This window comes from Acidicapsa dinghuensis, from assembly GCF_025685685.1.
GTDB classification, from domain to species: domain Bacteria; phylum Acidobacteriota; class Terriglobia; order Terriglobales; family Acidobacteriaceae; genus Acidicapsa; species Acidicapsa dinghuensis.
In genome coordinates this window covers 409,239-434,777 of record NZ_JAGSYH010000003.1, presented here as the reverse complement: position 1 = coordinate 434,777, position 25,539 = coordinate 409,239, and the positions used below count along the sequence as shown (strand labels likewise).

21 protein-coding genes are annotated in these 25,539 nt (G+C 56.9%); 10 read left to right on the top strand and 11 right to left on the bottom strand.

The genetic code is table 11. The features are described from left to right. Nucleotides 1–9: 9 nt before the first annotated feature. The 5 genes from OHL22_RS10225 to OHL22_RS10205 all read right to left on the bottom strand — a co-directional run bounded on the left by OHL22_RS10225 (nucleotide 10) and on the right by OHL22_RS10205 (nucleotide 5,442). On the bottom strand, nucleotides 10–1,404 hold the full coding sequence (locus OHL22_RS10225; RefSeq protein WP_263336476.1) for a TldD/PmbA family protein: 1,395 nt from the start codon (nucleotides 1,402–1,404) through the stop codon (nucleotides 10–12). Nucleotides 1,405–1,446: 42 nt separating this feature from the next. Next, nucleotides 1,447–2,169, bottom strand: a complete 723-nt coding sequence (locus OHL22_RS10220) for a DUF5995 family protein (protein ID WP_263336474.1) — start codon at nucleotides 2,167–2,169, stop codon at nucleotides 1,447–1,449. A 77-nt stretch (nucleotides 2,170–2,246) separates the two neighbouring features. Then, nucleotides 2,247–2,513 carry a hypothetical protein gene (locus tag OHL22_RS10215; RefSeq protein WP_263336471.1) on the bottom strand — a complete coding sequence of 89 codons (267 nt, stop codon included), beginning with the start codon at nucleotides 2,511–2,513 and terminating at the stop codon, nucleotides 2,247–2,249. 130 nt (nucleotides 2,514–2,643) lie between these two features. Then, the gene (tldD, locus tag OHL22_RS10210) at nucleotides 2,644–4,110 is read right to left on the bottom strand and encodes a metalloprotease TldD (RefSeq protein WP_263336467.1); all 1,467 of its coding nucleotides are present in this window, start codon (nucleotides 4,108–4,110) and stop codon (nucleotides 2,644–2,646) included. A 51-nt stretch (nucleotides 4,111–4,161) separates the two neighbouring features. Further along, entirely contained in the window at nucleotides 4,162–5,442 is a 1,281-nt protein-coding gene (locus OHL22_RS10205; RefSeq protein WP_263336462.1) for an amidohydrolase family protein, read from the bottom strand. A 415-nt stretch (nucleotides 5,443–5,857) separates the two neighbouring features. Between OHL22_RS10205 and OHL22_RS10200 the strand changes: the two genes are divergently transcribed. Together OHL22_RS10200 and OHL22_RS10195 are read left to right on the top strand one after the other, a co-directional pair. Further along, nucleotides 5,858–6,397 (top strand): YfiT family bacillithiol transferase, encoded by a 540-nt coding sequence (locus OHL22_RS10200; RefSeq protein WP_263336460.1) that lies wholly within the window; start codon nucleotides 5,858–5,860, stop codon nucleotides 6,395–6,397. A gap of 7 nt (nucleotides 6,398–6,404) precedes the next feature. After that, nucleotides 6,405–8,018: a hypothetical protein gene (locus tag OHL22_RS10195; RefSeq protein WP_263336458.1), complete on the top strand. Its 1,614-nt coding sequence runs from the start codon at nucleotides 6,405–6,407 to the stop codon at nucleotides 8,016–8,018. Between the two features lie 3 nt (nucleotides 8,019–8,021). Here the strand turns inward: OHL22_RS10195 and OHL22_RS10190 are convergent, their stop codons facing one another. Then, nucleotides 8,022–8,912 carry a DUF4097 family beta strand repeat-containing protein gene (locus tag OHL22_RS10190; RefSeq protein WP_263336457.1) on the bottom strand — a complete coding sequence of 297 codons (891 nt, stop codon included), beginning with the start codon at nucleotides 8,910–8,912 and terminating at the stop codon, nucleotides 8,022–8,024. Between the two features lie 55 nt (nucleotides 8,913–8,967). Further along, on the bottom strand, nucleotides 8,968–10,140 hold the full coding sequence (locus OHL22_RS10185) for a prenyltransferase/squalene oxidase repeat-containing protein (protein WP_263336455.1): 1,173 nt from the start codon (nucleotides 10,138–10,140) through the stop codon (nucleotides 8,968–8,970). A gap of 203 nt (nucleotides 10,141–10,343) precedes the next feature. On the opposite strand from OHL22_RS10185, the gene OHL22_RS10180 reads away from it, so the two are divergent. After that, nucleotides 10,344–11,111: a hypothetical protein gene (locus OHL22_RS10180; protein WP_263336453.1), complete on the top strand. Its 768-nt coding sequence runs from the start codon at nucleotides 10,344–10,346 to the stop codon at nucleotides 11,109–11,111. Nucleotides 11,112–11,910: 799 nt separating this feature from the next. Here the strand turns inward: OHL22_RS10180 and dusB are convergent. From dusB to bglX, 3 genes are all read right to left on the bottom strand, one after another. Further along, nucleotides 11,911–13,152 carry a tRNA dihydrouridine synthase DusB gene (gene dusB / locus OHL22_RS10175; protein ID WP_377819445.1) on the bottom strand — a complete coding sequence of 414 codons (1,242 nt, stop codon included), beginning with the start codon at nucleotides 13,150–13,152 and terminating at the stop codon, nucleotides 11,911–11,913. A gap of 84 nt (nucleotides 13,153–13,236) precedes the next feature. After that, nucleotides 13,237–13,458 (bottom strand): 50S ribosomal protein L31, encoded by a 222-nt coding sequence (gene rpmE / locus OHL22_RS10170; protein ID WP_263336450.1) that lies wholly within the window; start codon nucleotides 13,456–13,458, stop codon nucleotides 13,237–13,239. An 83-nt stretch (nucleotides 13,459–13,541) separates the two neighbouring features. Then, nucleotides 13,542–15,842: a beta-glucosidase BglX gene (bglX, locus tag OHL22_RS10165; RefSeq protein WP_263336446.1), complete on the bottom strand. Its 2,301-nt coding sequence runs from the start codon at nucleotides 15,840–15,842 to the stop codon at nucleotides 13,542–13,544. 229 nt (nucleotides 15,843–16,071) lie between these two features. Between bglX and OHL22_RS10160 the strand changes: the two genes are divergently transcribed. The 4 genes from OHL22_RS10160 to OHL22_RS10145 all read left to right on the top strand — a co-directional run bounded on the left by OHL22_RS10160 (nucleotide 16,072) and on the right by OHL22_RS10145 (nucleotide 19,966). After that, on the top strand, nucleotides 16,072–16,422 hold the full coding sequence (locus tag OHL22_RS10160) for a PadR family transcriptional regulator (protein ID WP_263336443.1): 351 nt from the start codon (nucleotides 16,072–16,074) through the stop codon (nucleotides 16,420–16,422). After that, nucleotides 16,415–17,893 (top strand): S41 family peptidase, encoded by a 1,479-nt coding sequence (locus OHL22_RS10155; protein WP_263336441.1) that lies wholly within the window; start codon nucleotides 16,415–16,417, stop codon nucleotides 17,891–17,893. The genes OHL22_RS10160 and OHL22_RS10155 overlap by 8 nt, the downstream gene beginning before the upstream one ends. Nucleotides 17,894–17,924: 31 nt before the next feature. Beyond that, a complete protein-coding gene (locus OHL22_RS10150; protein WP_263336439.1) occupies nucleotides 17,925–19,061 on the top strand; it encodes a hypothetical protein in 1,137 nt (378 codons plus the stop codon). Nucleotides 19,062–19,180: 119 nt separating this feature from the next. Beyond that, the gene (locus OHL22_RS10145; protein WP_263336438.1) at nucleotides 19,181–19,966 is read left to right on the top strand and encodes an SDR family oxidoreductase; all 786 of its coding nucleotides are present in this window, start codon (nucleotides 19,181–19,183) and stop codon (nucleotides 19,964–19,966) included. 16 nt (nucleotides 19,967–19,982) lie between these two features. Here OHL22_RS10145 and OHL22_RS10140 read toward each other — a convergent pair whose 3' ends face one another. Then, nucleotides 19,983–22,028 carry a spermidine synthase gene (locus OHL22_RS10140; protein WP_263336435.1) on the bottom strand — a complete coding sequence of 682 codons (2,046 nt, stop codon included), beginning with the start codon at nucleotides 22,026–22,028 and terminating at the stop codon, nucleotides 19,983–19,985. Between the two features lie 180 nt (nucleotides 22,029–22,208). Between OHL22_RS10140 and OHL22_RS10135 the strand changes: the two genes are divergently transcribed. From OHL22_RS10135 to OHL22_RS10125, 3 genes are all read left to right on the top strand, one after another. Next, a complete protein-coding gene (locus tag OHL22_RS10135; RefSeq protein ID WP_263336432.1) occupies nucleotides 22,209–22,967 on the top strand; it encodes an ATP-binding protein in 759 nt (252 codons plus the stop codon). A gap of 551 nt (nucleotides 22,968–23,518) precedes the next feature. Further along, entirely contained in the window at nucleotides 23,519–24,115 is a 597-nt protein-coding gene (locus OHL22_RS10130; RefSeq protein WP_263336430.1) for a DUF2393 domain-containing protein, read from the top strand. A gap of 273 nt (nucleotides 24,116–24,388) precedes the next feature. Then, nucleotides 24,389–25,282, top strand: coding sequence for an OmpA family protein (locus OHL22_RS10125; RefSeq protein WP_263336428.1), 894 nt, complete (start codon nucleotides 24,389–24,391; stop codon nucleotides 25,280–25,282). The last annotated feature ends 257 nt before the right edge of the window (nucleotides 25,283–25,539 follow it).

Sequence of the window (25,539 nt, the reverse complement as noted above, 5' to 3'; positions counted from 1 at the left end):
CTTCTCCCGTTACGCGCCAGCTACGGTCATGCCATCAACACGCAACGTAGGCGCTGCGATGGAGCCGCGAAAGATAAGATCGTCGCCAATAGCCGTGATGTTGTGCAACATCTCGCGCAGACTTCCGGCAATAGTGACCTCTTCGACGGCATAAGTGAGATCACCATTCTCGATCCACAGGCCCGATGCACCGCGCGAGTAGTCGCCGGTGACGAGGTTCACTCCCTGGCCGAGCAGGCTGGTCACGTAGAAACCTTCTTTTACATCGGCAAGGATTGCTTCCGGCGTCTGACTGCCGGGCACAAGATAGAGATTACCTGCGCCGATGCCCGGACTGCCGGCGAGTCCGCGCGTTGCGTTGCCGGTTGATTTCATGCCCAGCTTGCGAGCGCTGTAGCTGTTGAGCAGATAGGTCTGCAGCACGCCGTTTTCGACAACAACAGTGCGGCGAGTCGGCAATCCCTCGCCATCGAAGGGCGCGGTGCCAAACCCGCCGACGCCCGTCGGAAGCAGCATCGTGTGGTCATCGACGATATTGATGTTTGAGGCGGCAACTTGTTCGCCAAGCTTGCCTGCCAGGTAAGAAGCATGCCGCCAGATAGCATCGCCTGAAGCAGCTTCAAAGAGATGTCCGATCAGAGTGCGCGAAACCTCCGGCGAGAAGACAATAGGGACATGCTGCGTCGGCACTCGGCGCGCTCCAAGATGGCGCAATGCGCGCCGCGCCGCCTCTTGGCCGATTGACTGAGGTGAAGCGAGATCGCTGATGCGGCGCGCGCTCGAATACCAGAAGTCGCGCTGCATCTTGCCTTCCTCATCGACGGCCAGCGGAGTCGTCGAAATGCCGCAATAGCTTGATCGATACTCACCAAGAAAGCCGCGAGAGTTTGCGAGGATGCGCCGACCAGTAGCCGCGCCGAACGAACCGCCCTGCGAGTTCTTGATCCGTGGGTCAAAGGCCAACGCCGCTGCTTCGGCCTCGCGCGCCATAGCGATGCGTTCCGATGCGGGCAGCGAATACACATCCTCGAAGTAGAGGTGCAGGTCGCTGGTCAACTGCCCGAATTCTTCGCGTTCAGGCATACCGGCAAAGCTGTCCTCTTCGGTTACGCGAGCAAGTGCCAGGGCTCCAGAGATGAGATCGGCAATGCCTCCCGGTGTGAGATCGCTGGTGGAAGATGACGCGGAACGCTTGCCCATGAAAACGCGCAATCCCATGCCGCGCGAGCCGGACTCCTGCAGTGTTTCCACCTCGCCCATACGTACGGTGGCGGAGAACTCATCGCCTTCGCTGACCATCGCCTCAGCGTCGGTGGCGCCAGCCGCAAGTGCGCGTGAGACAACATCGGCGGCAAGTGATTTCAAATCAAGATCGGAAATTGTGGGCGCAATTGCTCCAGCCATATCTTCACGGTATCAAAGACGGCCCCACGACAAGCGCAACTCCTACGGCGCGGGTACCAGCAACGCTTTGCCAATAACGGTCGCAACGCCATCGAGTCCGTCGCCAAAGCGCTGCGCCAGCGCGGGCACGGTTGTCAATTGCCACAGAATCTCCGAGTTATTCCAGGCATTTTCTCGAGCAGCGCTCATACTCCATCCCGCAATGGTGTCTTCCACATGCGAGACCGGCGGTAGCAGGTCGCCGAGCAGGCGCAGGTGCAAGGTTTGCTTGGCTGAGTCGATCAGGCTGTCGAGCGTAGTGTTGAGATTGGTGAAATCGTTGTACTGAACAGAACCGTGCTGCGGTGTGATGCCGCGAATCTTGCATGTGGCGTCAACAGCAAAAGCAAGATCGTGATTGATGTGAGCATTGACGCCGGCGAAGGCGCACTGAATGCGCGCGAGCTTGATATCGTTGCGGCTGGCAAAGAGCACTTGCCAGCATTCAGGCAGCGGCTGATTCAATAAAAAATTTTTCAGCGCGGTGAAATAGAGTTGGGCAAACTGCACATCCAGCTCAGCAAGAAAAGCCGGATCGGTGAATCCACCAGCGCTGACCCGTGACTCCACAGATTGCGTGACCTGCAGATAGAGCCAGTTGAACCATTTGAGACCATCGCCATCGACGGTAATGGAGTCGATGGTTTGCATGGTACCCAACACTTGAGGGATGGTGCTGGGTGGTGTCTGTAACAGAGCGAGCAATTGCGGGTCGTACGGGAACATGAAGCGGAATTATAGCGTCATCAAGCGGGTGAAGCGATGGCGGCCCGGATACGATAACGTGGCCGGGCCGTCTGCGGCTAAATTGATACGCGCGTTGTTCCATCAGAACCGTGCTGTTTCACTAGTTTGTTATAGATACCGAGCAGCAGAAACGGTGCGGCCCACTGGCAGACGAACAGTGCCGGATGCTCCTTTTTCGCCAAATGAAAACTGGCCGACGCTACCATCGCCGCAAGCGCAGCTCCAAGGTAAAGGCTGGATGGAATTTGAGATGTATGTTTCTCAATGGAGGCTGTGAGTTGGTCTTCGTGAACCTGTCCGGGTGCTACGCGAAAATCGGTCATAAGTGCAGTTTCCTCCTGGAGGCGAACAGAGCCGTTTGGAGGTAGATGCGAATTCTGATTCCACTGAGACCGCAGATTTGGCGGTATGAAAGACTCCGGCCAATTCTGGTGAGCGCATAAAGCTGCTGATTTATCGCCCCGTTCCACCCACCGTCATGCGATCCAGCTTCACAGTCGGCATGCCGACGCCCACAGGCACGCTCTGCCCGGCCTTACCACATGTTCCGATGCCTTCATCAAGCTTCAGATCGTGGCCGACCATGGACACATACTTGAGCGCTTCAGGGCCATTGCCAATCAGCGTCGCATCCTTCACCGGTGCCGTGATCTTGCCATCTTCGATCAGGTAGGCCTCAGAAGCGGAAAAGACGAATTTACCGTTGGTGATATCCACCTGTCCGCCGCCGAAGTTGACCGCGTAGAGGCCTTTCTTCACGCTGCGGATGATGTCTTCGGGCTCATCTTGACCGGCCAGCATGTAGGTGTTGGTCATGCGCGGCATCGGGATGCACTGGTAGTTTTCGCGGCGCCCCGAGCCGGTATTAGCTGAACCCATCAGCCGCGATGAAAGCTTGTCTGTCAGGTACCCTTTGAGGATACCGTTTTCAATAAGCACAGTTTCTTGTGTGGGCGATCCCTCGTCATCCACGTTGAGCGAGCCGCGGCGACCTTCCATGGTTCCGTTGTCGATCACTGTCACCTTGGAACTTGCGACGGACTGGCCGATAAGTCCGGCAAAGGCCGATGTTTTCTTACGGTTGAAGTCGGCTTCCAGGCCATGGCCTACGGCCTCATGCAGCAGCACGCCCGGCCATCCGGGACCGAGCACCACTTCCATCTCACCTGCTGGCGCAGGCACCGCGCTAAGCTGCAGAATGGCCCCGCGTGCAGCTTCGCGAGCCAGAGTTTCGGGGCTTTTCGAGCCCGTAAAAAGTTCAAGTCCGCCGCGGCCACCTGCTCCGGAGTTTCCGCGAGCGGTGTTTTTCTCGTCCTTAGCGATAACGAAGACGTTGAGCCGGCAGAGTGGCTGGGTATCGGAAGCAAATGCGCCGTCGGAACCGATGACCAGAATGCGGCGAAGCTCTTCGCTATAGCTCGATCGCACCTGGATCACATGTGGGCTGAAGGCGCGGGCCGCGCGATCCGCACGCTGGATCAGATCAAGCCGAGCGGCCAGATCGAGATCGAATCCGCCAAGTGGAACCGGATAAAGATCGGTCAGAGGCTTTTCCTGAAAACCCTGAATCGGCTCCTTCGCCGGACCTGATGCGATCAGCGCGGCGGTCTTGGCCGCGTGCAGCAGACGCTCGGGGCTCAGGTTGTCCGTATAGGCGTAGCCAGTGCGTTCGCCAGAGAGTACACGAATGCCGCATCCAGCACTCGTGCCTGTCGAGGCGGACTTTACGATCTGTTCATCGACGCCGAGCGAGGTAGCCGTAACGGATTCGAAGTAAAGATCTGCGTAATCACCGCCTGCGGAAAGCGCTTCTCCAAGGCAGCGCTCCAACAGCCGCTCGGTTATGCCAAACTTCTCAAAAAAATAGCGTTTGTGACTAGGGTTCGCGGCGGGATTAGGTAGGGCCTGAGCTGCACTCATCGTACTTTTTAGTGTACGCCCGAGGAGGATTTCTAAGCGAACAGGGTGACACTAATAGGTTGGGTAAACGACCCTTCCTGCTCGAACGACACGATCAATCCGTGCGAGAGCGGTAATATCCTTCGCCGGATCTGCTGCGAGTACAACGAGATCGGCATCCATGCCTTTTGCGATACGTCCGCTGCGTCGCGCATAACCGAAACGGCCAGCCGGATTGGTAGTCATCGAGGCGAGAATCTGCGGAAAGGTTAAACCCGCCTGCGCCATCAACTGGAATTCCTCAGCGGTGTCGTAGTCGGAAATATAGCCGGCATCCGTTCCGAAGAGAACCAGACCTCCCGCCTGCGAATAAGCCTGCAGCTGTCTCACACCATTGTCGATAAATGATTTGCGGACTCCGTCCGGCAGGTTTTGCCGCTTTGCTTCTACGTCCCACAGCGTCAGCGTTGGAATCAGCGCCATGTGCGCGGACTTGAGGCGTGCAATGAGCTCCGGTGTCCAATCGCTGCCGTCTGGTGTCGTGTGTGCGAGGATATCGACCCCGCTCCCGAGGGCAATTTCAATTCCTTCCGAATTGCCGGGGTGCGCGAAGACCGGCTTCCCGGCGCGATGCGCCTCTGCAACGAGCGCTTTTGCCGCGTCCACCGGCATCGGCACGATCCCATTGGCTTCGCTAGCTCCAGTAAACAGCTTCACCCCGTCGGCGCCAGCGGCCAACTGACGTTTTTCGCGAGCCACCGCCTGCGGAATCGACTGAATTTCGTCGGAAGGGAGCTTCTCACGCCGCCAAAGATCCCGAACATAGATAGGAGTTCCATTCTTCGGAAAGAATGGATCGCCGACAGTCAGGATGCGCGGACCGCGTACTTCGCCGCGCGCAATACGGCGGCGAACAGCATTGGTGTTGTTCAGGATCGAAGCGATATCGAAGACCGTAGTAAAACCCCATCGGGTGAACATCTGGTCGAGTTCAGATGAGACGACATCGTTCGAACGCAGCTCCGAGTGCAGCAGCACCGGCGTCAGGACATGAACATGGCTGTTCCAGAATCCTGCAGTAATTACCTTGCCGTGGCAGTCGATAACGGTGGTGCGGCGAATCAACCGAAGAATTTTCGTGTGATTCGACGGCCCTACCGCGCGGATTCGTCCTTTATGAATGAGAATGGTGCCGTCTTCAATCGGCGGAGCATCGGGCGAAAGGTAAATTTTGGCATGAACAAGAGCAAGATCTGCCGCGCGCGAAGGAATAGCAAGAAGAGCTATGCCGGCAACAAATAGAAAGAATGCCAGCACTCGGAGTGAGAGCCGTTTGGTTAAAAAAGAATGCAAAGATGCCTCGATTTCTGGAAATTAGCGGCCTATTTGCCCGACGCCGACGTTTTAGTTATACGCTGCCAGGCCTTTAAAGTGGCTTAAGACAGTATCTTGGCGCTCTTGGTTCCTCTTGCGTTCGCAGCATGCTACAAGCGTGTTAGCCGTCACATTTCCTCAGCAAAATCGTGCTACTCTTCATGGCATGAAGAAGTTCCTCGTTGCCACAATTTTGATGCTGGTTGTCGCGAGCCCTGCTTTCGCGGCCGGCAAGCGCCACCATCACCATCGTCACCACCATCACCGCGCCGCCTAAGCGAATCGCTTAGCACGGATACAGCGAATGCGAGGCTCCCAAAGCGGTATGCTTGGGAGCCTCGCGCTTTTGGGGCATAACTGTTTTACGATGGTGTGCTTTGTTATGGTGAATGCAATGACTCAGCAGCCTGATCTTGAAACACTCCGCTTTCCCGTAGGCCGGTTTACGCCTCCAGCAAGTTATTCCCTTCGTGGCCGCGAAGCCAGCATCGAAATGCTTCGTCTGCTTCCGGAGCGGCTAGCGGCAGCGGTTGCAGATCTGAGCACCGAGCAACTGGACACGCCTTATCGCGAAGAGGGATGGACGGTTCGCCAGGTTGTCCATCATGTTGCCGATCGCCATGCCAACGCGTATGTGCGTATGAAGCTGCTCCTGACAGAAGACTGGCCCACGATCAAGCCCTATGACGAAGCAGCCTGGGCCGCGCTTCCTGATTCGTCTCTGCCGGTCCAGATATCACTCAATCTTCTCGAAGCGCTGCATGCGCGCTGGACCACATTGCTCAAATCCATAAGCGCAGAAGATTTTCGTCGTGGCTACGTACACCCCGAAGGCGGTCATCAGGAACTGGATCGTGTACTTGCCATGTACGATTGGCATTCACGGCATCATACGGCGCACATCACCGGGCTTCGCGCGCGCATGAGGTGGTAGCTCGCGAATGCCGGTAAAGCCTGAAGAAACTCCTTCTGCGGAAGAACTGGTTTCGATCATCGAGAGTTATCTCGCCAAACATCTGGAAGCGGCTGTACTGGAAGATGGGCGAGTGATCTTCGACCTCCGGCTGGCTCGATGTCAGGTCTCGGAATCGCATGGTCGTTGCGTCCTGCAGCTCTGGAGTGAAGAGCGCAACATGGTGCGCACAGTCCTCTCAGCGCAGCATCGTACTGCCAGCCTGCGGCTGATGACCCGCCGCATGGGCGCTCCCAAGCCAACCTCACTGGAGATTGTTCCGAATAAGGATCGCCGAACGCCAACCTCGCGCGACACAGCACGGCGACAATATCAGCGCCTGCTTGAGCGTGTCCTGGCTAGAAGATTTCCCGAGGCAAAGCCCGAGGGCTTTACTTCCGCGACCGATCTCGAGCACAGCTTCGGACCGGCTTATGTGCGAGGACATCTGGTACGCGGCGGCAAGGGTGCGCACGCAGAGGCGGTAATCGCCGTTGGCTCCGAAGAGTCGCCTGCGATGATCGATGGCATTCTCACTCTTGGCCTGCTGTGGCTCAGCCATTGCCGCGAACACTCGGTCAGCAGGCGTCCCAGTCGTCATTACGAGGGGCTTAAAGTGATTGTGCCGCGCGGTACGCAGCAGACCACCGCAGAACGCATGGCGTGGCTCAATCAAGCTGCTGCGCATTTTCAGCTTTTTACTCTCGATGAAAGATCCGAAGAGCTGACCGAGATTGACTTTCGCGATACGGGCAACGTTGCGTCGCGGCTGGTGCGTGCCTTTGACGTGGATGCAGCGATTGAGAAGGCTGCGTCGAGTATCGAGCGCGTAATGCAGCTTGTGCCTATCGCAGGCCGCAAGAGAGTAGAGCTTCGTCCGCGCTCTGCCGGCGAGGTCGCTTTACTGCTGCATGGCCTGGAGTTTGCCCGCGTCCGTCAGGCAACGGCAGCATATTCTTTCCAGCGCGAAGAAGAGATCACGCTTGGTGCCGGAGCCCAGGAAACGCGTCTTACCGCTGAGAACGAGCCGATGTGCCGCAATCTGCTGGAAGCGCTTTGCTTAAGCCGTCAGGCGGGTGGCGAGCACGCCGATCCGCTGTTCCGAATGCAGCCGGAGCGTTGGCTTGAATCCTGTTTGCGCCGGTCGCTCGAAGAGATGTTGCCCGGCCTGCGCGGAGAGTTTCTCTATTCTCAGGTGCCGGCCATCGGAGCAGGCGAGCGCGGCATGCTCGATCTGCTTACACTCGATCGCCAGGGACGCCTGGTAATCATCGAGGTCAAAGCAGATGAGGATCTGCACCTGCCGCTGCAGGGGCTCGATTATTGGCTTCGCGTGCGCGCGCTGAATGCCGACCGGCAGCTTCGCGGCACGCGCGAAACAGGCGCATTCGAGCGCGAAGGCTACTTTGCTGGAGCAGAGGTTGCGCCGCGCCCGCCAAAGCTCCTGCTGATCGCTCCAGCGCTGCGCATCCATCCGGCGAACGAGACGGTGCTGCGTTTTCTCTCGCCGCAGGTGGAGTGGGAATTGATTGCAGTGGGGGAGCACTGGCGCAACGAGCTGAAAGTCGTCTTCCGCAAGCGTAGCGCCAGCATGGGCCTGTAGCCTTTAGATCGACTCAATCTTCACATTGCCATCGCTGGTGTGAATGGTCAGCAGCGTTCCTCCGCCGTTGATGCGTCCGCGAAGCTGATGACTATCGCCGCCATTGCTGTGATAGCCATCCATCGTCAGCGGCAACGCGCAATCCACATGGCCATCGCTCGTATGCACTTCCAGATCGGCGGCGAAATCTCCAGGAACGCGAATCGTGACCTGGCCATCTGAAGTTTGGATAGTTGATGCGGAGGTGAGCTTGGTACCGGGGCGCAGGTTCACATCCACAGAGGCGTCGCCGGAGTGTACCGTGAGGGCATGAAAGACGCCATCGACGTTGAGGCTGCCATCGCTGGTGTGAGCATCAAGCGCGCCGGAGAAATCGGTGATGCGGACGGGGCCATCGCTTGACTTGAGGTGCAGATCGCCGGAGAGATGGTCGAGTGTCACGCTACCGTCGCCGGTGATGAGTTCGAGTTGGCCATTAAGCCCGTCGATAGCCACGCTGCCATCGGAGGTTTTGGCCTGGAGATTGAGCTGGGCAGGCGTCTCGACGCTGACCTGCGTGTGGGACTGACGGTGGTCGATGTGGAATCCAAGATGCTCACGCTCGTGAAGCTTGAACTGGACCTGATCGCCGGTCTGGCTTTCTTCGAGGCGATAGTCGCTCAGATTCTTGCCTTCGATTGCGACATGGATGCGGATCTCGCGGCAGCCTCCGCAGGAGTGAATCTCGACACCAGCATCGCCTGTTTCGAAAACAAGCGTCGGTTTGCCAGAGAGCTGATAGGTCTTCGACCAGGAGTGTTCGGAGTCCTGGGCAAACATGGTTGTAGTGGCCAGCACGAACAGCGCAGCCGGAACGAAGATTGTCTTCATGGAAGTTGGATAAGAAGTGTACATGGGGCAGGTTCCTTTCTCTTTCAGAATTGCCCACGGGTCAAAACTTAAGACTTAACTAACGGCTTCTTTCGAGCGCCAACACTGAAAATCCCGTTGCCGCGTCGCTCATAAATTTACCCACATCGGAATTGGGGTCTCGCTTAAGATTAAGCGACCAGGCGGGCCACTTGCCATCGTCTTTGTTTTGATTTGTTTCGAGCCAGGCCAGCCCGCGCTTGAGTTCAGCGCTGTTCTTCTTCATGCCAGATTCTTCCAGAGCCAGCACAATCAGTCCAGTTGCGACCCCGTCGCTATTGGTGTTGAATGAGGAGTCATCATGCCGCTTCCATACGGTCTCACCCTTAGCATTCGTGCCAAGCTCTGCTACGCTCCAGCCGCCGTCGGCATGCTGTTTTTCGGCGAGTTCACGGGCCAGCGCATCGCGATCTTTGTTTGACATCAAGCCCGGCAATTTTGAGGAAGCCCATAGCAGCGCCACGCGATTGATCATTGGCTGATGGGGTTCTTCGCGCAGTAGATAATCGCGCAGCAGCTTCAGATTCGGCTGGATGCGCGCATCTTCGCGATAATGATCCGGTGCGATGCCGGTCGCAACCGCAGCCATGCACGCGCCCCAGTATTCGCTCTCCGGCGCTTCCCATGGCGAGAAGTGAAAGTTCTGCCACACCCACGCGCCAGCCTTGTCGCCCGTCCGCTCCTGCAACTTCCACATAGCTGAGAAAGCAGCGAAAGTAACGGGCTGCATGTGCGCGCCGCCGGCGGTGTCGGCGGCGTCATACGAGGCCAGAATCAGCGCATTGTTGACCGCTTCTGCGTTGCGCGCTTCCTTTGTCTTCCCAGGTCCATGCTGTGCATCCGTGTAGAAGGTCTTTGCCTCATCGCCGAGATTTACTCGCTTTACGACGCTTTCGATCATCGCCGATTCCGGATCGGTCAGCGTGTGCTGGCCGAGCGCATTGCGTAGCACCGGCCGCGCCAGCGCGTAGGGAACCTGCGTATGACAGCTGACGCAGACCGTGCCGTGATCCTTCTGTGCATGCGGCCACGCCTGCCACCACACCTCGCGGTCATCGAGATATTTTGCAGCCGCAGTGGCGTCCCAGCCTTGCGTAGCCTTAGGAGTGTCAGATTTGGATGCACCTGACCCTCTGCCCTCGGCGCTTAATGTCGCCGCGGCGACGCCTGCAACACAAACAAGCAGGACGATGGCAATGGGCCGGACTCGCATTGGAGCTCCTTGGAACAGGTGTGGACTGCGACGGGGCCTTATGAGTTGGCAGCTTACCACAGGAGTGCATAGATCGGAGGCAGGGATAGCCGGAAAGAATTTTTTGAGCGCAAAAGATTACACCGCGTCTGTCTGGGTGTATCGACACCACACCGGACGCATAACCTCACATTGTCTCCGGGGTGAAGACTTGAGGAGGCGAAATGTCACGACGCTTGGACGCGGGCAATGAAAAAAAGTATCTGAGCAATGCCCTGACAATAACGATCATCGCAGTGATGATGAGTCTGACCGCAGCGGCAACAGCACACGCGCAATCCGAGGAGCGCTACCACGCGGACACTTACCAGATGATTGTGCTGCAGCACATGGTTTCGCACGACCAGGCTAACGACGTCATGCAGGCCCTGCGCAATGCGATGCCGCGGGCCAGTGCCTATCTGAACCCATCGGCGCAGATCATCTCGATCAACGCCTCTGCTGCCGATGTTGCGCTGGCGCAGAAGATTGTCGCAGAGATGGATAAGCCGGTTCGCACCTACCGCTTGACCTACACGCTTACACAGGTTGAAGACGGCAAGCATGGAGTATCGCAGCGCTTTGAACTGGTTGTTGCTTCCGGTGATCGCGCCGACCTGAAGCAGGGGACGCGCGTGCCGATCAGGACCGGCAACTTCAACAAAGACAGCAATGCCAAGGAAAACCAGATCCAGTACATGGATATCGGCCTCGGCATCGATTCCAGAGCGGAAGGTTTTGTCGACGGGGTGAAGGTGACATCAAAGATCGCAGAGTCGAGTGTCGGTGACGAGCACTCAAGCTTTGGTGGGGAAGATCCAGTGGTGCATCAGACTGAGCTGAGCGCAACCTCAGTACTGCCGCTGGGAAAGCCTGTAGTGCTTGGATCGCTCGATGTGCCGGGGACGACGCATCGGCTGGAGGTGGAAGTGACTGCGGACCAGGTAAAGTAACAGCAGCTCTCATTCAATACGTATGAGAAAACGAGGTTGTTTCCCGACTCCTACTTCTGCTTAATAAGGCCGCTTGCTGCTGGAAGAAGATCGCTTTCACTTGAACAAGGGACAAGGGTCGTGAAGCAACTAAACCTGAAATTCATAAGCGCGGCTTGCTGATCTGAGGACTCCTGCGGGAGGAACTTTATCGTAATTCCGTATGGGCCTTTGACGTTTCGTGCGGAGACGTTCTTATCGTTTGTCGTTGAGATATCGCTTATTCGAAATTGCGTAACCTCGCTCGACGAAATCACTAAGTCGGGGACGTACGCACCGTCCCTGACAAACCAGTCTTGCACGGGCAAGCTAGTGGATGCAGCGAAAGTCTTCTCGGTGATCAAATCTCCGTTCCACATGAAGCCAGCTCCGGCGGACGACGGTCGGAGTGCGAGAGAATCCAGCAGATGGTGGAAAAACTGAAAGTGCTCGGGACCTGCATCCATGGATGCGAGAAAAGTTAGACCGTTATCGATGTTGACGAAGTATCGGCATTCATTTCCGAAACATCCACCAAAGACGTGGTCTTTATCACCCCAGGAACTTAAGAGTCTTCGCGCTTCTTCGGGCGAGCTGTATCCAACGCGAATAGCCTTTACGTTCTGCAGAAGTTTGGCTGCGGAATAACGAAAACGCCATTCCTCGCCTTGTCCGACCAGCCACGCAAGAGTACCAGCAAAAAGTAAGATAGCTAGCCCTAAGCGCAGCCATCGCAGAGTGCCCTTCATGACATGAAGTAAATCAGAGTCCACTTTGTAATTCAATCAGCGCAGGAAAGCGCTTCTTCTGAAAATGCAATAGAGGAGCATTCTTCGACTTCCGATGGCGCTTCGTCTCCTGCACATAGCCGTTTTTCAAAGAACGCATCCACCGCATCCAGCACGGAGCTACCGGTTCTTGCCGCATAGATCTGCGACCTCAGCTTCGCGCCGCCGGGTACGCCATGCGTAAACCAGCTAGCAAACTGCTTCATCTTGCCCGCAGTCTCCTTGCCGGAGTAAGCCGATTTCTCGCCCGGCGCCGCAGCTTCCACTTCATCCAGCAGCATCTGGAAGTAGGTGCGGATCATGCGGTAGCGATCCTGTTCGGTGGGCCGCGTGTAGTTGCCAGTAGCCGTGTACTCGGCGATCTGGCGGAAGATCCATGGATTCGACGGCGCAGCGCGGCCAATCATGACGGCATCGCAGCCGGTCTGCGCCACCATCGCCGCTGCGTCTTCAGGGGTTCGGATGTCACCGTTGCCAATGACCGGAATACTCACTGCGTCCTTGACGGCGGCGATCCACTCCCAGCGCGCCTGGCCGGTATAGCCCTGCTCGCGAGTGCGGGCATGCAACGAGACGGCGCACAGGCCTTCGGACTCGGCCATCTTCGCCAAATCGACGCAGACGATTTGCGAGTCATTCCATCCAAGCCGGAACTTAACGGTGAAGGGAATCGTCACCGCTGCACGGACAGCCTTGAAGATTTCGCCGATCTTCGGCAAGTCGCGCAACAGGCCAGAACCGCCGTTGCAGCCCACGACGCGCTTAGCCGGGCAACCGAGATTTAGATCGACGAGATCGAAACCCGTGTCCTGCACAATCCGCGCAGCTTCAGCCAAGGTCTCGGGATTCGACCCGAAGAGCTGTGCCGCAATCGGATGCTCGTCGTCGTAGAAGGTGAGGTAGCGTTTGCGCTTCGACTCGCGCATACGCGAAAGACCATCCGCCGAGGTGAACTCGGTCATGATCAATCCGCAGCCCGACTGCTGATTCGAAATCTCGGTTTCGACTGAAGCGGAATCAGTTCCGTTCTCCGGGCTTGCGATGAACTGGCTTGCCTGGCGGATGAAGCGGCGAAAGACGGTGTCGGTCACTCCAGCCATGGGAGCCAGCACGGTAGCTGGAGCGACCTCGACGTTTCCAATGCGCAGACCGGCTGGGACGCGCACGGCGTCCGGCATCGCATGCGCGATCGGATTATCCCAGTCCTTCTTCACCGTGAAGCCTCTGCCTGACATATCGTTTCAACAATCGAAAAATAGGCCGAAACAACTAGGCCCCCGCCGCAGCGGAGGCCGGTTTGTTCCTGCTGGGTCGACGATTTACTTCGCGGCGCCCTTGTCAGCGTACTTGCGACGGAAGCGCTCAACACGGCCTGCCGTATCCACCAGGCGCTGCTTGCCGGTGAAGAACGGGTGGCAGTTGGAGCAGATTTCCAGGCTGATCTTGCCGCCTTTTTGAGTCGACCGGGTCTCAAATGTGTTTCCGCACGAGCAGTGAACCTGCACGGCTGCGTAGTTAGGATGAATTCCTGCTTTGGGCATGATGGTACCTTTCCTGCAATTCTTCTAGTTTACCTTGGATTCGGCAAGGGGGCAATCGGATGCAGCCTCCTCGCCGCACTCAATTATTGGGTCACGGTCAACAAGGTATTCAGCGACGCTTTCGAGTCGCCTCCAGCCCACACGTCGAATGCACCCGGTTCAACTCCCCATGCCTTGGTTTGAGGGCTCCAGAACTCAAGCTCATCCTTGCCCAGAGTGAATTTCACCGTCTGCGTCTCGCCCGGTTTGAGCGTAACGCGCTCGAAGCCCTCAAGCTGCCGCACCGGCCGGGATGCCGAGCCAGCACGTTGATGGATATAGAGTTCCGCCACGGCATCACCCGCGACAGAACCAGTATTGGTCACGTCCACAGAAACCTCAGTTGATTCCGAAGCCCGGATATGATCGTGGCTCAGGCGCAGATTGCTGAAGTTGAAGCTGGTATAGCTGAGCCCATAGCCGAAAACATAGAGCGGCTTGCTCTCGACGTCCCAGTAGCGTGAGGTGAACGTGGGCCGGTCTTCGGGCTCATGGGTGAGGTTGTGGTTGTAGTAGAGCGGCTCCTGTCCTACAGAACGCGCCCAGCTAACCGGCAGCTTGCCGCCGGGGTTTACATCGCCAAACAGTACGTCGGCTACGGCATTGCCGCCTTCGGTCCCGGGATACCACGCCTCCAGAATTGCCGGAACATGCTCGGAAGCCCAGGTAATATCCAGCGGACGGCCATTTTCGAGCACCAGCACTACCGGCTTGCCGCTGGCAACCGCGGTTTCCAGCATCTCCTGCTGGATTCCCGGCAGCGCCATCGATGCCTGTGACGCCGCTTCACCGCTCATTGATGCCGCTTCACCCATCACGGCAATTACCAGGTCCGCGTCTGCCGTTGCAGCTTTGGTCTTGTTGATCCAGTCAGCCTTTTCGGCCTCGGTCGGCGGAGGCACCTGCTTTACGCCGGTCAGCGCATCAAGCATAGAAGGGAAGACACGCGATAGCTGCGGTCCGGGGACGAATGTGATCTCAGCATTCGCGCCATAGCGGCTCTTGAGCGTTGCCAGCACTGTCACTGGATGGCTCTTCGCCGGGCCGCCGAAAAGTCCCTCCACCGTCCAGCCGCCTTCAATGTCGTGGATCGAGTCGGCCAGCGGGCCGATGACGGCAATCTTCTTCGCCGAAGTAGTCAGCGGCAGTGTGTGATTCTCGTTGCGCAGCAGCACCATCGATCGCGCAGCAATCTTGCGCTCCAAAGCCAGCCCCTCAGGACGGTCAAGCACGGCGTCCGTCTTGGTGTCGTCAACGTATGGATGATCAAATAATCCAAGCTGGTACTTGATTGCAAGAATCGGCAGCACAGCCTTATCCAGCGTTGCCTCACTCACTTTACCCTCGGCAACTAGCTTGGCCAGATTGTGGGTGTAAGTCAGGCTCGCCATATCCATGTTCAGGCCAGCATTGATTGCCTTCAACGCTGCATCTGCTGGATCTGCGGCAAATCCATGCACCTGCAGGCTGGCAACGGCAAATGCGTCCGAAACCACAAAGCCCTGAAATCCCCAGTCCTTGCGCAGCACATCGGTCAGTAGCCACCTGTTGCCGGTCGCCGGCACATCGTTCAAATCCATGTAGGCGCTCATGAAGTTGCCTGCGCCAGCCTGCTCCGCGGCATGGAATGGTTTCAGATACACGTTCTGCATCAGTACTTCGGGAATATACGAAGAGTCGTAGTCGCGACCGCCTTCGGCTGCGCCATATCCGGCGAAGTGCTTCACTGAAACGAGCTCGCTGTCAGGACCGAGCGATTTGCCCTGGAAGCCATATACCTGCGCACGCGCCATCGCTGAGCCTAGATATGGATCTTCACCTGCGCCTTCCATGATGCGTCCCCAGCGCGAATCGCGGGCAATATCGACCATCGGCGTAAACGTCCAGCGAATGCCTGCGGCACGGGCATCTTCGCCGGCCTCTTTTTGCGCAGCTTCTTCTACTGATGGATCCCACGACGAAGCCATCGCCAGCGGAACCGGGAAGACAGTTCGCCAGCCGTGGATCACGTCGAAGGCGAAGAGGATCGGGATGTGAAGCCGCGACTGATCGACTGCGATGTGCTGCAGCCGGTTGATCTCCTTAGTATTGTTCAGCCATAGAATCGAGCCGACCTCGCCCTTGGCGATCATGTCGTCGGGCTTCTGATCGACGAATCCCGGCATGACTATGCCAGAGGACTGATTAAGCTGGCCGACCTTCTCATCGACCGTCATCTTTCTCAGTAGCTCTTTAGCGCGGCGTTGCGATTCTGGGCTGACCAGCGGGTTTTGCGCTTGAGCGGCAATCGAAAACAATGTTGCCGTAACAAGCGCGGCAAAGGGCATAAGCTTGCCATTTTGCATGCGGACGGGCCTCAAAAATGGTAGGAATGTGGAAATCCAAAACGCATTCCACAATAAACCCGTTCCCGCAAATATGACTATATGTGCGCTTTGCTATGTCATTTGCGAAGGGGCCATCGATAGAGCCTCACTCATTTTCAGATCGGAGAAAGATTTCAAAAAAACTCTTGCCAATGATTCAAAACAGCATTACAGTCGTTTATCGATATATCGATAAACGAGGTCATCGATGCCAAAACGCAAACTAGATCCGCTACCCTCCGCTGCATTTCAAATTCTGCTCTCGCTTGCGGACGAAGACCGGCACGGCTACGGCATCATGCGGCAGGTTGAGGAGCAGACGAGTGGCCGGGTCCGGTTGGGGCCAGGCACCTTATATGGATCGATCCAGTCGCTGGTCGAAGCCCAATTGATCGAAGAAGTCGGTGAAGGCGTGGACGCAAAGCTCGGCCAGGAGCGCCGCCGCTACTATCGCTTGACGACAACCGGGCGTAAGCTTGCTCGCACTGAGGCTGAGCGGCTGGCGGATATGGTGCGCATAGCACGGGAACGGAAGATTCTGGGAGGCGAGCATGCTTGAGCGAATCTTTGTCTGGCTATTGCGTCTTTACCCTGCCGCCTTCCAGCAAGTCTTCGGAGCGGAGGCCGCGCGGCTTGTTCGCGACAGGTTGCGTGATGAGCGTGGCTTTGCTGCTCGACTTCGTCTCTGCTGGGATCTTCTGACCGATTTTGCCATCTCCGTTCCTCGTGAATTTCGCTACGCGCAGCCATCGCTCGCCGGTGCGCCAACTCAGCCGATGCGTGGGCCGGTCTTCGCAGTTCTTGAGGGGAAGCCTCCAACGCCCACATCGTTGGCGCTAGCCGGGCTGTTTGCCATAGCCTTCTTCACCGGAGTTGGGTATCTCATGGGCCACGGTGGCGGCCATCTGATGCTGCGTTCCCTGTCCATGCGTCCAGAGCGGCAATTGAGCGGCCCAGGCTTTGCTCCGGAGCGGGCGCCCCAGCAGCCGGGAATGGGAGTAGAGGCGGCAAACTCCAGCCTTGGATCCGACCGAACCATTGCCAGCCCCGCTCAACAGCAAGCAGATGCGTACGCGGCAGGCGAGCCTTGGAAGCGAGATGCAAAGACCGCCACGCCAGCCGCGAATGGCCAGCCAGCCCTCGTGGAAATGGATACAGCCTACACACGCTGGGTTGTTGCAGAGATAGCAGGCAACCTCAAGTATCACTACTTCGACCGTGCCTCCGCTGGCCAACTAGCCGAGAGCATGCAATCGCGCGTCACAGCTGGTGCGTATGATTCTGTACCGGTCGATCAAACGCTTGCAAAGCTGTTGACCCGCCAGCTTCGCGCCTCCACCGGAGACATGCACTTGGAAGTGGTCTATGACGCAGGCATATTGCCTCATCCAGTTGCGGAACCAACAGCAGGAGTGCCGGAGCCGTATCGCCGTGCCATGGCTGCGTCACACTGCACGATTGAGCAAGTCGAGACGCTGCCGCATAACGTCGGCTACATCAAGCTGAATTCTTTCCCTGATCCCGAAGTCTGTGGAGCGTCGCTGACCTCGGCGATGTCTTCGCTCAATCACTCTTCGGCTGTCATCTTCGATCTACGCGACAATCTAGGTGGATTTCCCGTGGGCGTCATGTTCGTCTCTAACTATCTCTTCAATCGCCCCGAGATGATCTTCAATCCGCGAGAAGCTGTCTCTTCGCAATCGTGGACAAAACCCGTTGCCGGAAATCTGTTGGCAGACAAGCCCGTGTACGTGTTGACCTCGCACAAGACCATCTCAGGCGCAGAACAGTTCGCTTATAACTTGAAGATGCTGAAGCGTGCGACGATCATCGGCGAAACCACTGCCGGAGCCACGCATTCCGCCGTTTTTCACCGCATCGACGATCATTTCGGCGTTGCGATTCCAGAGGTCAAGGTAGCCAATCCATACGGCAAGCCCGATTGGGAAGGCGTAGGAGTAGAGCCGGACATACAAGTGCCGGCCGCAGATGCACTGACGGTTGCAGAAAAACTGGCGGCTCAGAGATAGCCGTAGCCGAAAACGCGTTGGGAGAACCGAGATGAAGCTTCAACATCTCCTACTTTTCGTGTGTCTCGCCGCAAACTGCTCCAGTCTTTGCGTCGCCCAAGAAACAACAAATCAACCACAACCAGAAGACGCAACAACGGCGATGCTCAATGCATTTAAGACGCACTTGATCGTGATGTTCGGCGAGACCCACGGCAACAAACAGGAGTACGACTGGCTATGCAAACTAGCGGCGACGCCGGCCTTTGCCGATCGCGTCGATGACATCGTCGTCGAATTTGGCAACTCGCTCTATCAGAAATCAGTGGATCGTTACATCTCAGGGGAAGATGTGCCGATCGAGCAGGTACAGAAGGCCTGGCGAAACATGATCGGCGCCGTCGGGCCTGTGTCGCCGGTATACCCGCAGTTTTATGCGGCTATACGCAACGCAAATCTCAAGCGCGGCGACAAGCACAAGATGCGTATTGTGCTAGGCGATCCCTACGGTGACTGGGACAAGATTCACAATGTTGAGGATCTAGGCCCGTATGTCACCAATCGCGAGCAATGGTACGCGCAGGTGGTCAAGGATGAAGTCATCGCCAAAGAGCATCATGCGCTGCTGATCATGGGGGCCGGACATTTTCGTCGTCAGCCGCAACCAAGTTCTGGGCGAGGCCAGGCCGGATCGAACTACGTGGAACGCGAACTGCGCGCGGCCGGTGCCGATCCTTACGTCGTTCTCTTCGGGACCAACGCCATCGGCGGTTACGACAATCTGGACAGGCGCTTCGATGCGTGGCCTACCCCCGCCATCATCGCGTTACGAGGCAACTGGGTTGGCGATCTGCCGGCACTGCCGGTACTGACCGGTGGCGAAGTTCCTGCAACACAATTGAAGCTTGCCGATGCGGCGGACGCCCTGTTCTACGCCGGTCCGCGTGACTCGCTGACGCAGCTTGTGATGCCGCGCTCTGAGCTTGATAACACAGCATATGGCAAGGAGGTTGCGCGAAGATTCGTCATCCAAACAGGCCACGAGGGAAACGTTCTTTCTAACAAATCCGAAGTTCCTCAGTACCCCCGGCCTGTGCCGAACGTGGGCAATAGCACTGCCCAGTCCGCCCCGCCTCCTCTGCGGGGTAACATAAACCTGACTTTGCCTCCCCGACCACCGCCTCAATAAGCCACCTTCACGCTGCATAGTCCGACGCTCGCGCTTCACGGTATACTTGCGATCGTGCGTGCCACTGTGTGAACCGAACAGTGCAACATATGAATTCAGGATTTTAGTGGGAGCGGCGGATGAACCTCGGACTGAAAGATAAAGTCATCATTGTGACCGGCGGCGGAGCCGGCATTGGCGCAGGAATTACTCGCGCTTGTCTGGCGGAAGAAGCGCACGTGGTGGTGCTGAGCCGGCCATCGAAGAACGTACTGGAGTTCATGAATGAGATGAAGGCAGCCGACGCTTCTTGCGAGATGATTGAGATTCATCTGGAGGACACTGGCCGTTGCAAAGAAGTCATCGCTGAGGTTGAGGAGCGCTATGGTTCGATCTACGGCCTGGTCAACAACGCGGGTGTGAATGACGGCGTTGGCCTCGCTTCAGGCACCGTCGAGAAATTCCTGGAAAGTATCAATAAAAACCTGACTCATTGCTACGCCCTTGCCCATTACGCGTTGCCGGCGCTCAAAAAGTCGCAAGGCGCAATCGTCAATATCAGCTCGAAGGTGGCTTTGACAGGGCAGGGAAATACCTCGGGCTATGCGGCCTCCAAAGGCGCTCAACTCGCCCTGACACGCGAGTGGGCAGCGGAACTGCTACCCTTTAACATTCGCGTCAACGCCGTACTGCCCGCCGAAGTGATGACTCCGCTTTATCGCCGCTGGCTCGACACACTCGGTGACCCTGAAGCTAAGCTGAAGGAGATTACCAACAAGATTCCGCTGGGTCATCGCATGACGCTTGATTCGGAGATTGCTGCTGCCACGGTGTTCCTGCTTTCGCCAACGCAATCAGCGCATACCACTGGCCAACACCTCATCGTCGATGGCGGCTATGTCCATCTAGACCGGGCGCTCACCTAGCGCATCGCTAACACCGCTACCAGTCCAGCAGCGGCAATAGGCTCGAGTAGTCGTCCGTCCATACGCGTACATGCGGCGTATCGCTGGCCTGCTGGGATGCGTTGAAGACAGCGGGAATATTGAAGAAATTTGCGTTTGAAGAGACCAGCATCCACGTTGCGATGAACTCGCCGCGGTCTTCATTTGCGGGTGTAGAAACCACGCGTGCCTGCATGCCGGAAGCCTTCGCAAGCTGCAACACCTCCGGCTCCAGATCCACGTGCTGGTTGGATATATGAAACGCCAGCACGCCACCAGAGACAAGATGCGTCTTATAAAGCGCCAGAGCCTCGGTGCTCAGCAGATGCAGCGGAATTGCGTCCCCTGTGAAAGCGTCCACAACCAGTACATCAAAGTGCTGCGGCGGTTCGGCTGCCAGCGAATTGCGCGCATCGCCCTCCACGATATCGACACGCGCACCACGTGATTCTGCATCGCGGATATAGGTAAAAACATTCTGCGCAATCGGAATGACCGCAGGGTTGATTTCGTAAAAAGTAATGTGATCGCCAGCCTGTCCATACGCCGCCATCGTCCCTGCTCCAAGACCAATCACTCCAATGTTGCGTGGCTTCATTGAGCCGTTCTGCAAGCAGCAGTTCGCCATGGCAATGCCAACTCCAGAGTCACGCGCGTAGTACGTGGTGGGTGTGATTCGCAACGTGTCCGTGTAGATCTGTGTTCCGTGCTGAATCGTGCCATTGGTTAGTACATGAATTGCTGCTCCCGGATAGCCAACCGTCTCCTTCACCCGCAGGCTGCCGTAGAAGTTGCGCACATGCACCGGCGTATCGCGATAAAAAGCATTGCGCAGCATGACACACAGCACAAGCGTAAGGATCACCGAGCACGACCACACCAGCCGATACTGCCAGCCCTCGGGCCATGCAGCAACAAGCGCAACCGCTGCCGTAACAAGGAAAGACGCCGATAAGTCGTAGTTAAACGAGAAGATTATCGGCGCCACAATGCCGATAAGGAATGCACCAAGCGCTCCACCTGCGGCAAACATCAGATAAAAGAGCGTGCTCTCCGATGGCCGCTCCGGACGCAGCGCATACGCCTCAGAGTGGCAGAACTGGCAGGCCACGAAAAGCTCCGTAAGAAAGAAGCCGATTGAGAGCTTCAGCGGTAGCGAGCCTTCAGGTTTGGTAAGCCAATACGCGAGCGCCGCCAGCAGTACAATCAGCAGTCGCGAGATGAGCCAGCGCGGCAGGATGCGTGGAAACTCAAAGGTCAGTATCAGCGTGATCAGGTAAACGCCCAGCGGCAAGATCCAGAGCAGCGGAATCGGCGCAATGTTCTGCGTGATGTGGCTCGTCACCGCGGCCAACTGCATGGATGCAGCCATGGGCAACAGCAGCCAGAGCAGCTTGCGCGAGAGTGGCGCAGCAGGAGCCGTTTCGTCTGTCTGTGCAACTATAACCGCAAACGGCGCTGTCGCCCGACGCGTTCGAAAAGCCAGCGTAGCCGAGAGCGCTGCGAAGATCGCAAAGCCGCTGCCCCATAGCATTCGCTGCGCGTGTAGCGTCAGGTTCGGCTCGATCAGCGTCGGGTAGGCTGCAAGCGCCAGCAGCGAGGCAAGGTTCGAAAGCGCAAACAGCCGATAGGGAATCTTGCCGCTTTCAATGCGCGCCAGCCATACCTGCAGCAAAGGGCTGGTTGCGCCGAGCATCAGAAACGGCAGCCCAATCGAGATCGCAAGCGCCGACAGCACGCCCAGAAATGGATGCGACCCAGCTCCCGCCCAGCTTCGCGCATGCGTGGTCCAGATCAACGCGGAAGCGGCGCCAAGAAAAAGCAACGTCGAGTGCAGATTCCACACTGGACGCTGTGTCAGCCAATGTGCGTACAAATACGCGAAGAGCAGCGCAGTCTGAAAAAATACCAGGCAGGTGATCCATACGGCTGCCGAGCCTCCAAAGACAGGCAGAAGCTGCTTGGCCGCCATCGGCTCAACCAGGAAAAGCAGAAACGACGCCAGGAAAATGGTGCAACCAAAGAGCAGCCGCGAGCTCGACATGCCAATCCTTAGCGGAGCATTCGTTTGCGATCCATGGTCCGCTCATGCGCGGCAAAAGTACGGGCCGGCAGTTAGCGGGATTGTATCGGGTTCGGGCTGCAGCACAGCCTGGCAAAATCCACATTTGCAGAACCTCAGCGTACCGCCACAAAGCCTTCGTTGCGCTAGGCTGATAAAGACATGAGTGAACTTTGTCCCGAGTGCAGCGGTGCGGGAATGGTGCTGGCGGTCAATGACGCCGGCGTCCGCGTAGCCCGGGTCTGCAACTGCCAGCAGGCGGCACGAGACGAATTTCGCATAGCCGCAGCCCGCATTCCAAAGCGCTACCAGCATTGCATCTTGGATAGCTATACCGTCCTGCCCAGCCACGGCCCTTCACTGCACAATGCGCTCTTTACAGCCCGCAAATTTGTTGGCGGCTATCCGGTCGAAACCGACGGACGAGGCCTGTTGATTACCGGCTCTATCGGCGTCGGCAAGACGCATCTGGCGGTAGGTATTTTGCTCGCATTGTCCAAGGAAAAAGGAATTCAAGGCCTTTTTTACGACTACCGTGAACTGCTCAAGCAGATTCAGCACAGCTACAACCCCCAGGTAGCCTCAACAGAGCTCGAAGTGCTCAAGCCGGTCTTCGAGGCCGAAGTATTGGTCCTCGACGAGCTTGGCGCGCAGAAGCCTACCGATTGGGTCTGGGATACGGTAGCTCTGATCCTGAACACGCGCTACAACGATAAGCGCACCACTATCATCACCACCAATTACGCCGATCTTCCGCCGGGCGCCGCGAGTCTCTCGACCACACAGCGCGCCTCACGCGAAGAAACACTCGGCGACCGTATCGGCGAGCGTATGCGCTCGCGGCTGGCTGAGATGTGCGTTCGGGTAGAGATGGCTGGCGCCGATTTCCGCCAGGGTTCCGGACGAGCCCGCTTCGGATGATTGCTGTGATCTCTCGTTCTGCGTCAGCAGGGCTTGAATCAGCAAGACCAGAAGCTGACCAGGAAGAGCAGAATCGCAAGAACAGTAGCTAACTGATAGAGCAAGTTGCCAGTGCGTGTGGATTCCCTGACGCCTTCACTTGCAGAGGTTCGCAGGCCTGAGATAACTGGATCAGCAGATCGTGTCGTCACGGCGCTCCCTCCTTCGTGTGCTGTTCAAAAATATGTACGTCTTATCGGTAGAGGTAGTTCTCATCTGCGCCAATTTTTCCGGCGTCAGTTACTACAAAAGCTGAGATGCAAAATTCGTCCCGCTATATTGTTTGACTCATTTTGCACACGGATGATGCGCTAAATTTCAATGACTGCCCATTCCCCGTTTGGGGTAAGAGCCAGAACAATCACCTGACCCTCTCTGCTTAGGAGAAACGCAGAATCACAGCAAAAGTCGCCCGGAACGATAAGAAATTCATGCGCTACTCACAGAACGGGAAGCTATACAGTCGACTTCCCGATTCGATGTAGAATCTGCGATGGAAAGAGGAGTGAGGAATGGAACAGAATGCAGCGTCAGGAGCATCGGTAAATCCGAAAGGGAATGCTGCGGAAAGTGCCCAGACAGCAGGTGCATCCCCGTCGCTTTCTCTGACTGAAAACACGCCACGGCCAGAGCGGAACTGGTTGCCAATCGTGATCGCCAGTCTGGCTGTCCTCGCAATCATTGCCGTCATGTTTGTTCTCGGCAAGTCCCATAACCACACCCAGGATCTCTCTAACCTTCCCGCCACGCCCGACGCATACGCTACCAACCTACGAGTCTCGAACGTGACGATGAGTGAGTCTTCTAACTTGGCTGGCGGAAAGATCACTTATCTCGATGGCCATATCGCCAATCTTGGCGACAAAACCGTCTCCGAAGCGGTCGTTCAGATCACTTTCCTCGATTATGCCAACAAGGTGGCGCAGAGCCAGCGTCTGCCGCTCACCATCGTCCGCATGCGCGAACCATATATAGATACCGCCCCGCTGTCGAGTTCCCCACTCAAGCCCGGCGCGCAGGCAGACTTCCGCTTGAACTTCGACTCGGTTTCACCTGATTGGGCCGGCAACACTCCTGAAATACAGGTTCTTCATGTCGTGACGCAGTGATCTGTGAATTGTGCGGAATCGTTTCCATCATTACATGGTAAAAATTACACTTCGCTGCAAAAACTACATCGTAGATTAGCGTCAAATCCCTCTCGTTCCCTGCAAATAGGAACCAGAAACGTACCTAAGCAATTCTCTTTGTGTAATTTAACGATTTAGCCTGCCATTCATCGGGTTTGGCACGGGCTTTGCAATAGTTATCGGCAAGCGAGGCAGTGACTTCGCGGGATAACCGGAAAAGCAAGTCCGGGAACCAAGAGTGGAGACCCCATGATGGCTCATAATTCGTTTCGGAGATTCTTCCCTGGCCAGGCCGCGGTACTTGTACTGGCATCTGCGTTTTCAATTTCTGCGGTAGCACAGCAATCCACAACTGCTACCGGTAGCGGCTTTCCTAGCTCAAACGCCCAGCCCTCTTCTTCAGGGCAGGTTAACAAGCTGAGTGAACCTCCTAAGGAAGGCTTCTGGGGTCATGTGAATCCCTTCGCCCGCAAAAAGTGGGTCGACAGGCGCATTGAGCCGATCAGAAGCGAACTGAACGAGCTGGATGAAGTCAACGCCAAGAATGCCCAGGACATCAAGGATGTAGACGCCCGGGCTCAGGCTGGCATCAGCAAGGCTCAATCAACCGCAGACGCCGCCAACCAGACGGCCACAGCTGCTGGCCAGCAGGCACAGCAGGCGGGACAGACCGCTCAGCAGGCAAGCACTAAGGTGGACACGATCAACACCACCGTAGCGGGCATTGACCAGTACTCGCAGAAGAACACCGTTTCTATCAGCTTCCGTCGCGGGTCCTCAGTACTGAGTGCCGACGCCAAGAAGCAACTCGATGACCTCGCCACGCAGCTCAACGGACAAAAGGGTTATCTGCTTGAGGTAGAAGCTCATGCCCCCGGAGCCGGCAGCGTAGGTATTCAAAACTCTAATCGGCTTGCCGAGGCAGTTAAGCGCTACCTCGTCACCGAACACGAAATTCCAGTCTACCGCATGCACGCAGTGGCCCTGGGCAACGCCCCGGTATCGGCACAGGAGACCGGCGATACGAAGCCGACCCCAGTCCGCGCCAGCTACGTAGATCTGCGGTTGATGGAAAACAGTTTGGCGGCCCAGGACGGGTCCACCCCCCGGTTAGGCTCGTCCCAGTCAGGTGCGGTGCAGCAGTAAAGCTGCAGCCACGCCCCGAGGCTCTTAGCCGCGCCTAACGGCCCCCGCCGTTTGGCCGCCAACCAAGCTCTCGCAACACGAGAGAACCAAGGCAACTTGGCCCCCGATGAGATCGGGGGCCGTTTTTTTTTCTACGCACGTTGAGTTTCTTCGTATTTGAGACCGCCTGAGCAAAATCATTCTGAAAATTTCCAGAAAACCTCTTGACAACGTATTCGTCTTGAATAATATTTAACCTATCGGTTATTTAACCGATA

What these genes read in the sequence shown, in the direction of transcription:
- OHL22_RS10225 (WP_263336476.1), bottom strand. Translation starts at nt 1,404, where the DNA reads ATGGCTGGAGCAATTGCGCCCACAATTTCCGATCTTGATTTGAAATCA.
- OHL22_RS10220 (WP_263336474.1), bottom strand. Translation starts at nt 2,169, where the DNA reads ATGTTCCCGTACGACCCGCAATTGCTCGCTCTGTTACAGACACCACCC.
- OHL22_RS10215 (WP_263336471.1), bottom strand. Translation starts at nt 2,513, where the DNA reads ATGACCGATTTTCGCGTAGCACCCGGACAGGTTCACGAAGACCAACTC.
- tldD (WP_263336467.1), bottom strand. Translation starts at nt 4,110, where the DNA reads ATGAGTGCAGCTCAGGCCCTACCTAATCCCGCCGCGAACCCTAGTCAC.
- OHL22_RS10200 (WP_263336460.1), top strand. Translation starts at nt 5,858, where the DNA reads ATGACTCAGCAGCCTGATCTTGAAACACTCCGCTTTCCCGTAGGCCGG.
- OHL22_RS10195 (WP_263336458.1), top strand. Translation starts at nt 6,405, where the DNA reads ATGCCGGTAAAGCCTGAAGAAACTCCTTCTGCGGAAGAACTGGTTTCG.
- OHL22_RS10190 (WP_263336457.1), bottom strand. Translation starts at nt 8,912, where the DNA reads ATGTACACTTCTTATCCAACTTCCATGAAGACAATCTTCGTTCCGGCT.
- OHL22_RS10185 (WP_263336455.1), bottom strand. Translation starts at nt 10,140, where the DNA reads ATGCGAGTCCGGCCCATTGCCATCGTCCTGCTTGTTTGTGTTGCAGGC.
- OHL22_RS10180 (WP_263336453.1), top strand. Translation starts at nt 10,344, where the DNA reads ATGTCACGACGCTTGGACGCGGGCAATGAAAAAAAGTATCTGAGCAAT.
- dusB (WP_377819445.1), bottom strand. Translation starts at nt 13,152, where the DNA reads ATGTCAGGCAGAGGCTTCACGGTGAAGAAGGACTGGGATAATCCGATC.
- rpmE (WP_263336450.1), bottom strand. Translation starts at nt 13,458, where the DNA reads ATGCCCAAAGCAGGAATTCATCCTAACTACGCAGCCGTGCAGGTTCAC.
- bglX (WP_263336446.1), bottom strand. Translation starts at nt 15,842, where the DNA reads ATGCAAAATGGCAAGCTTATGCCCTTTGCCGCGCTTGTTACGGCAACA.
- OHL22_RS10160 (WP_263336443.1), top strand. Translation starts at nt 16,072, where the DNA reads ATGCCAAAACGCAAACTAGATCCGCTACCCTCCGCTGCATTTCAAATT.
- OHL22_RS10155 (WP_263336441.1), top strand. Translation starts at nt 16,415, where the DNA reads ATGCTTGAGCGAATCTTTGTCTGGCTATTGCGTCTTTACCCTGCCGCC.
- OHL22_RS10150 (WP_263336439.1), top strand. Translation starts at nt 17,925, where the DNA reads ATGAAGCTTCAACATCTCCTACTTTTCGTGTGTCTCGCCGCAAACTGC.
- OHL22_RS10145 (WP_263336438.1), top strand. Translation starts at nt 19,181, where the DNA reads ATGAACCTCGGACTGAAAGATAAAGTCATCATTGTGACCGGCGGCGGA.
- OHL22_RS10140 (WP_263336435.1), bottom strand. Translation starts at nt 22,028, where the DNA reads ATGTCGAGCTCGCGGCTGCTCTTTGGTTGCACCATTTTCCTGGCGTCG.
- OHL22_RS10135 (WP_263336432.1), top strand. Translation starts at nt 22,209, where the DNA reads ATGAGTGAACTTTGTCCCGAGTGCAGCGGTGCGGGAATGGTGCTGGCG.
- OHL22_RS10130 (WP_263336430.1), top strand. Translation starts at nt 23,519, where the DNA reads ATGGAACAGAATGCAGCGTCAGGAGCATCGGTAAATCCGAAAGGGAAT.
- OHL22_RS10125 (WP_263336428.1), top strand. Translation starts at nt 24,389, where the DNA reads ATGGCTCATAATTCGTTTCGGAGATTCTTCCCTGGCCAGGCCGCGGTA.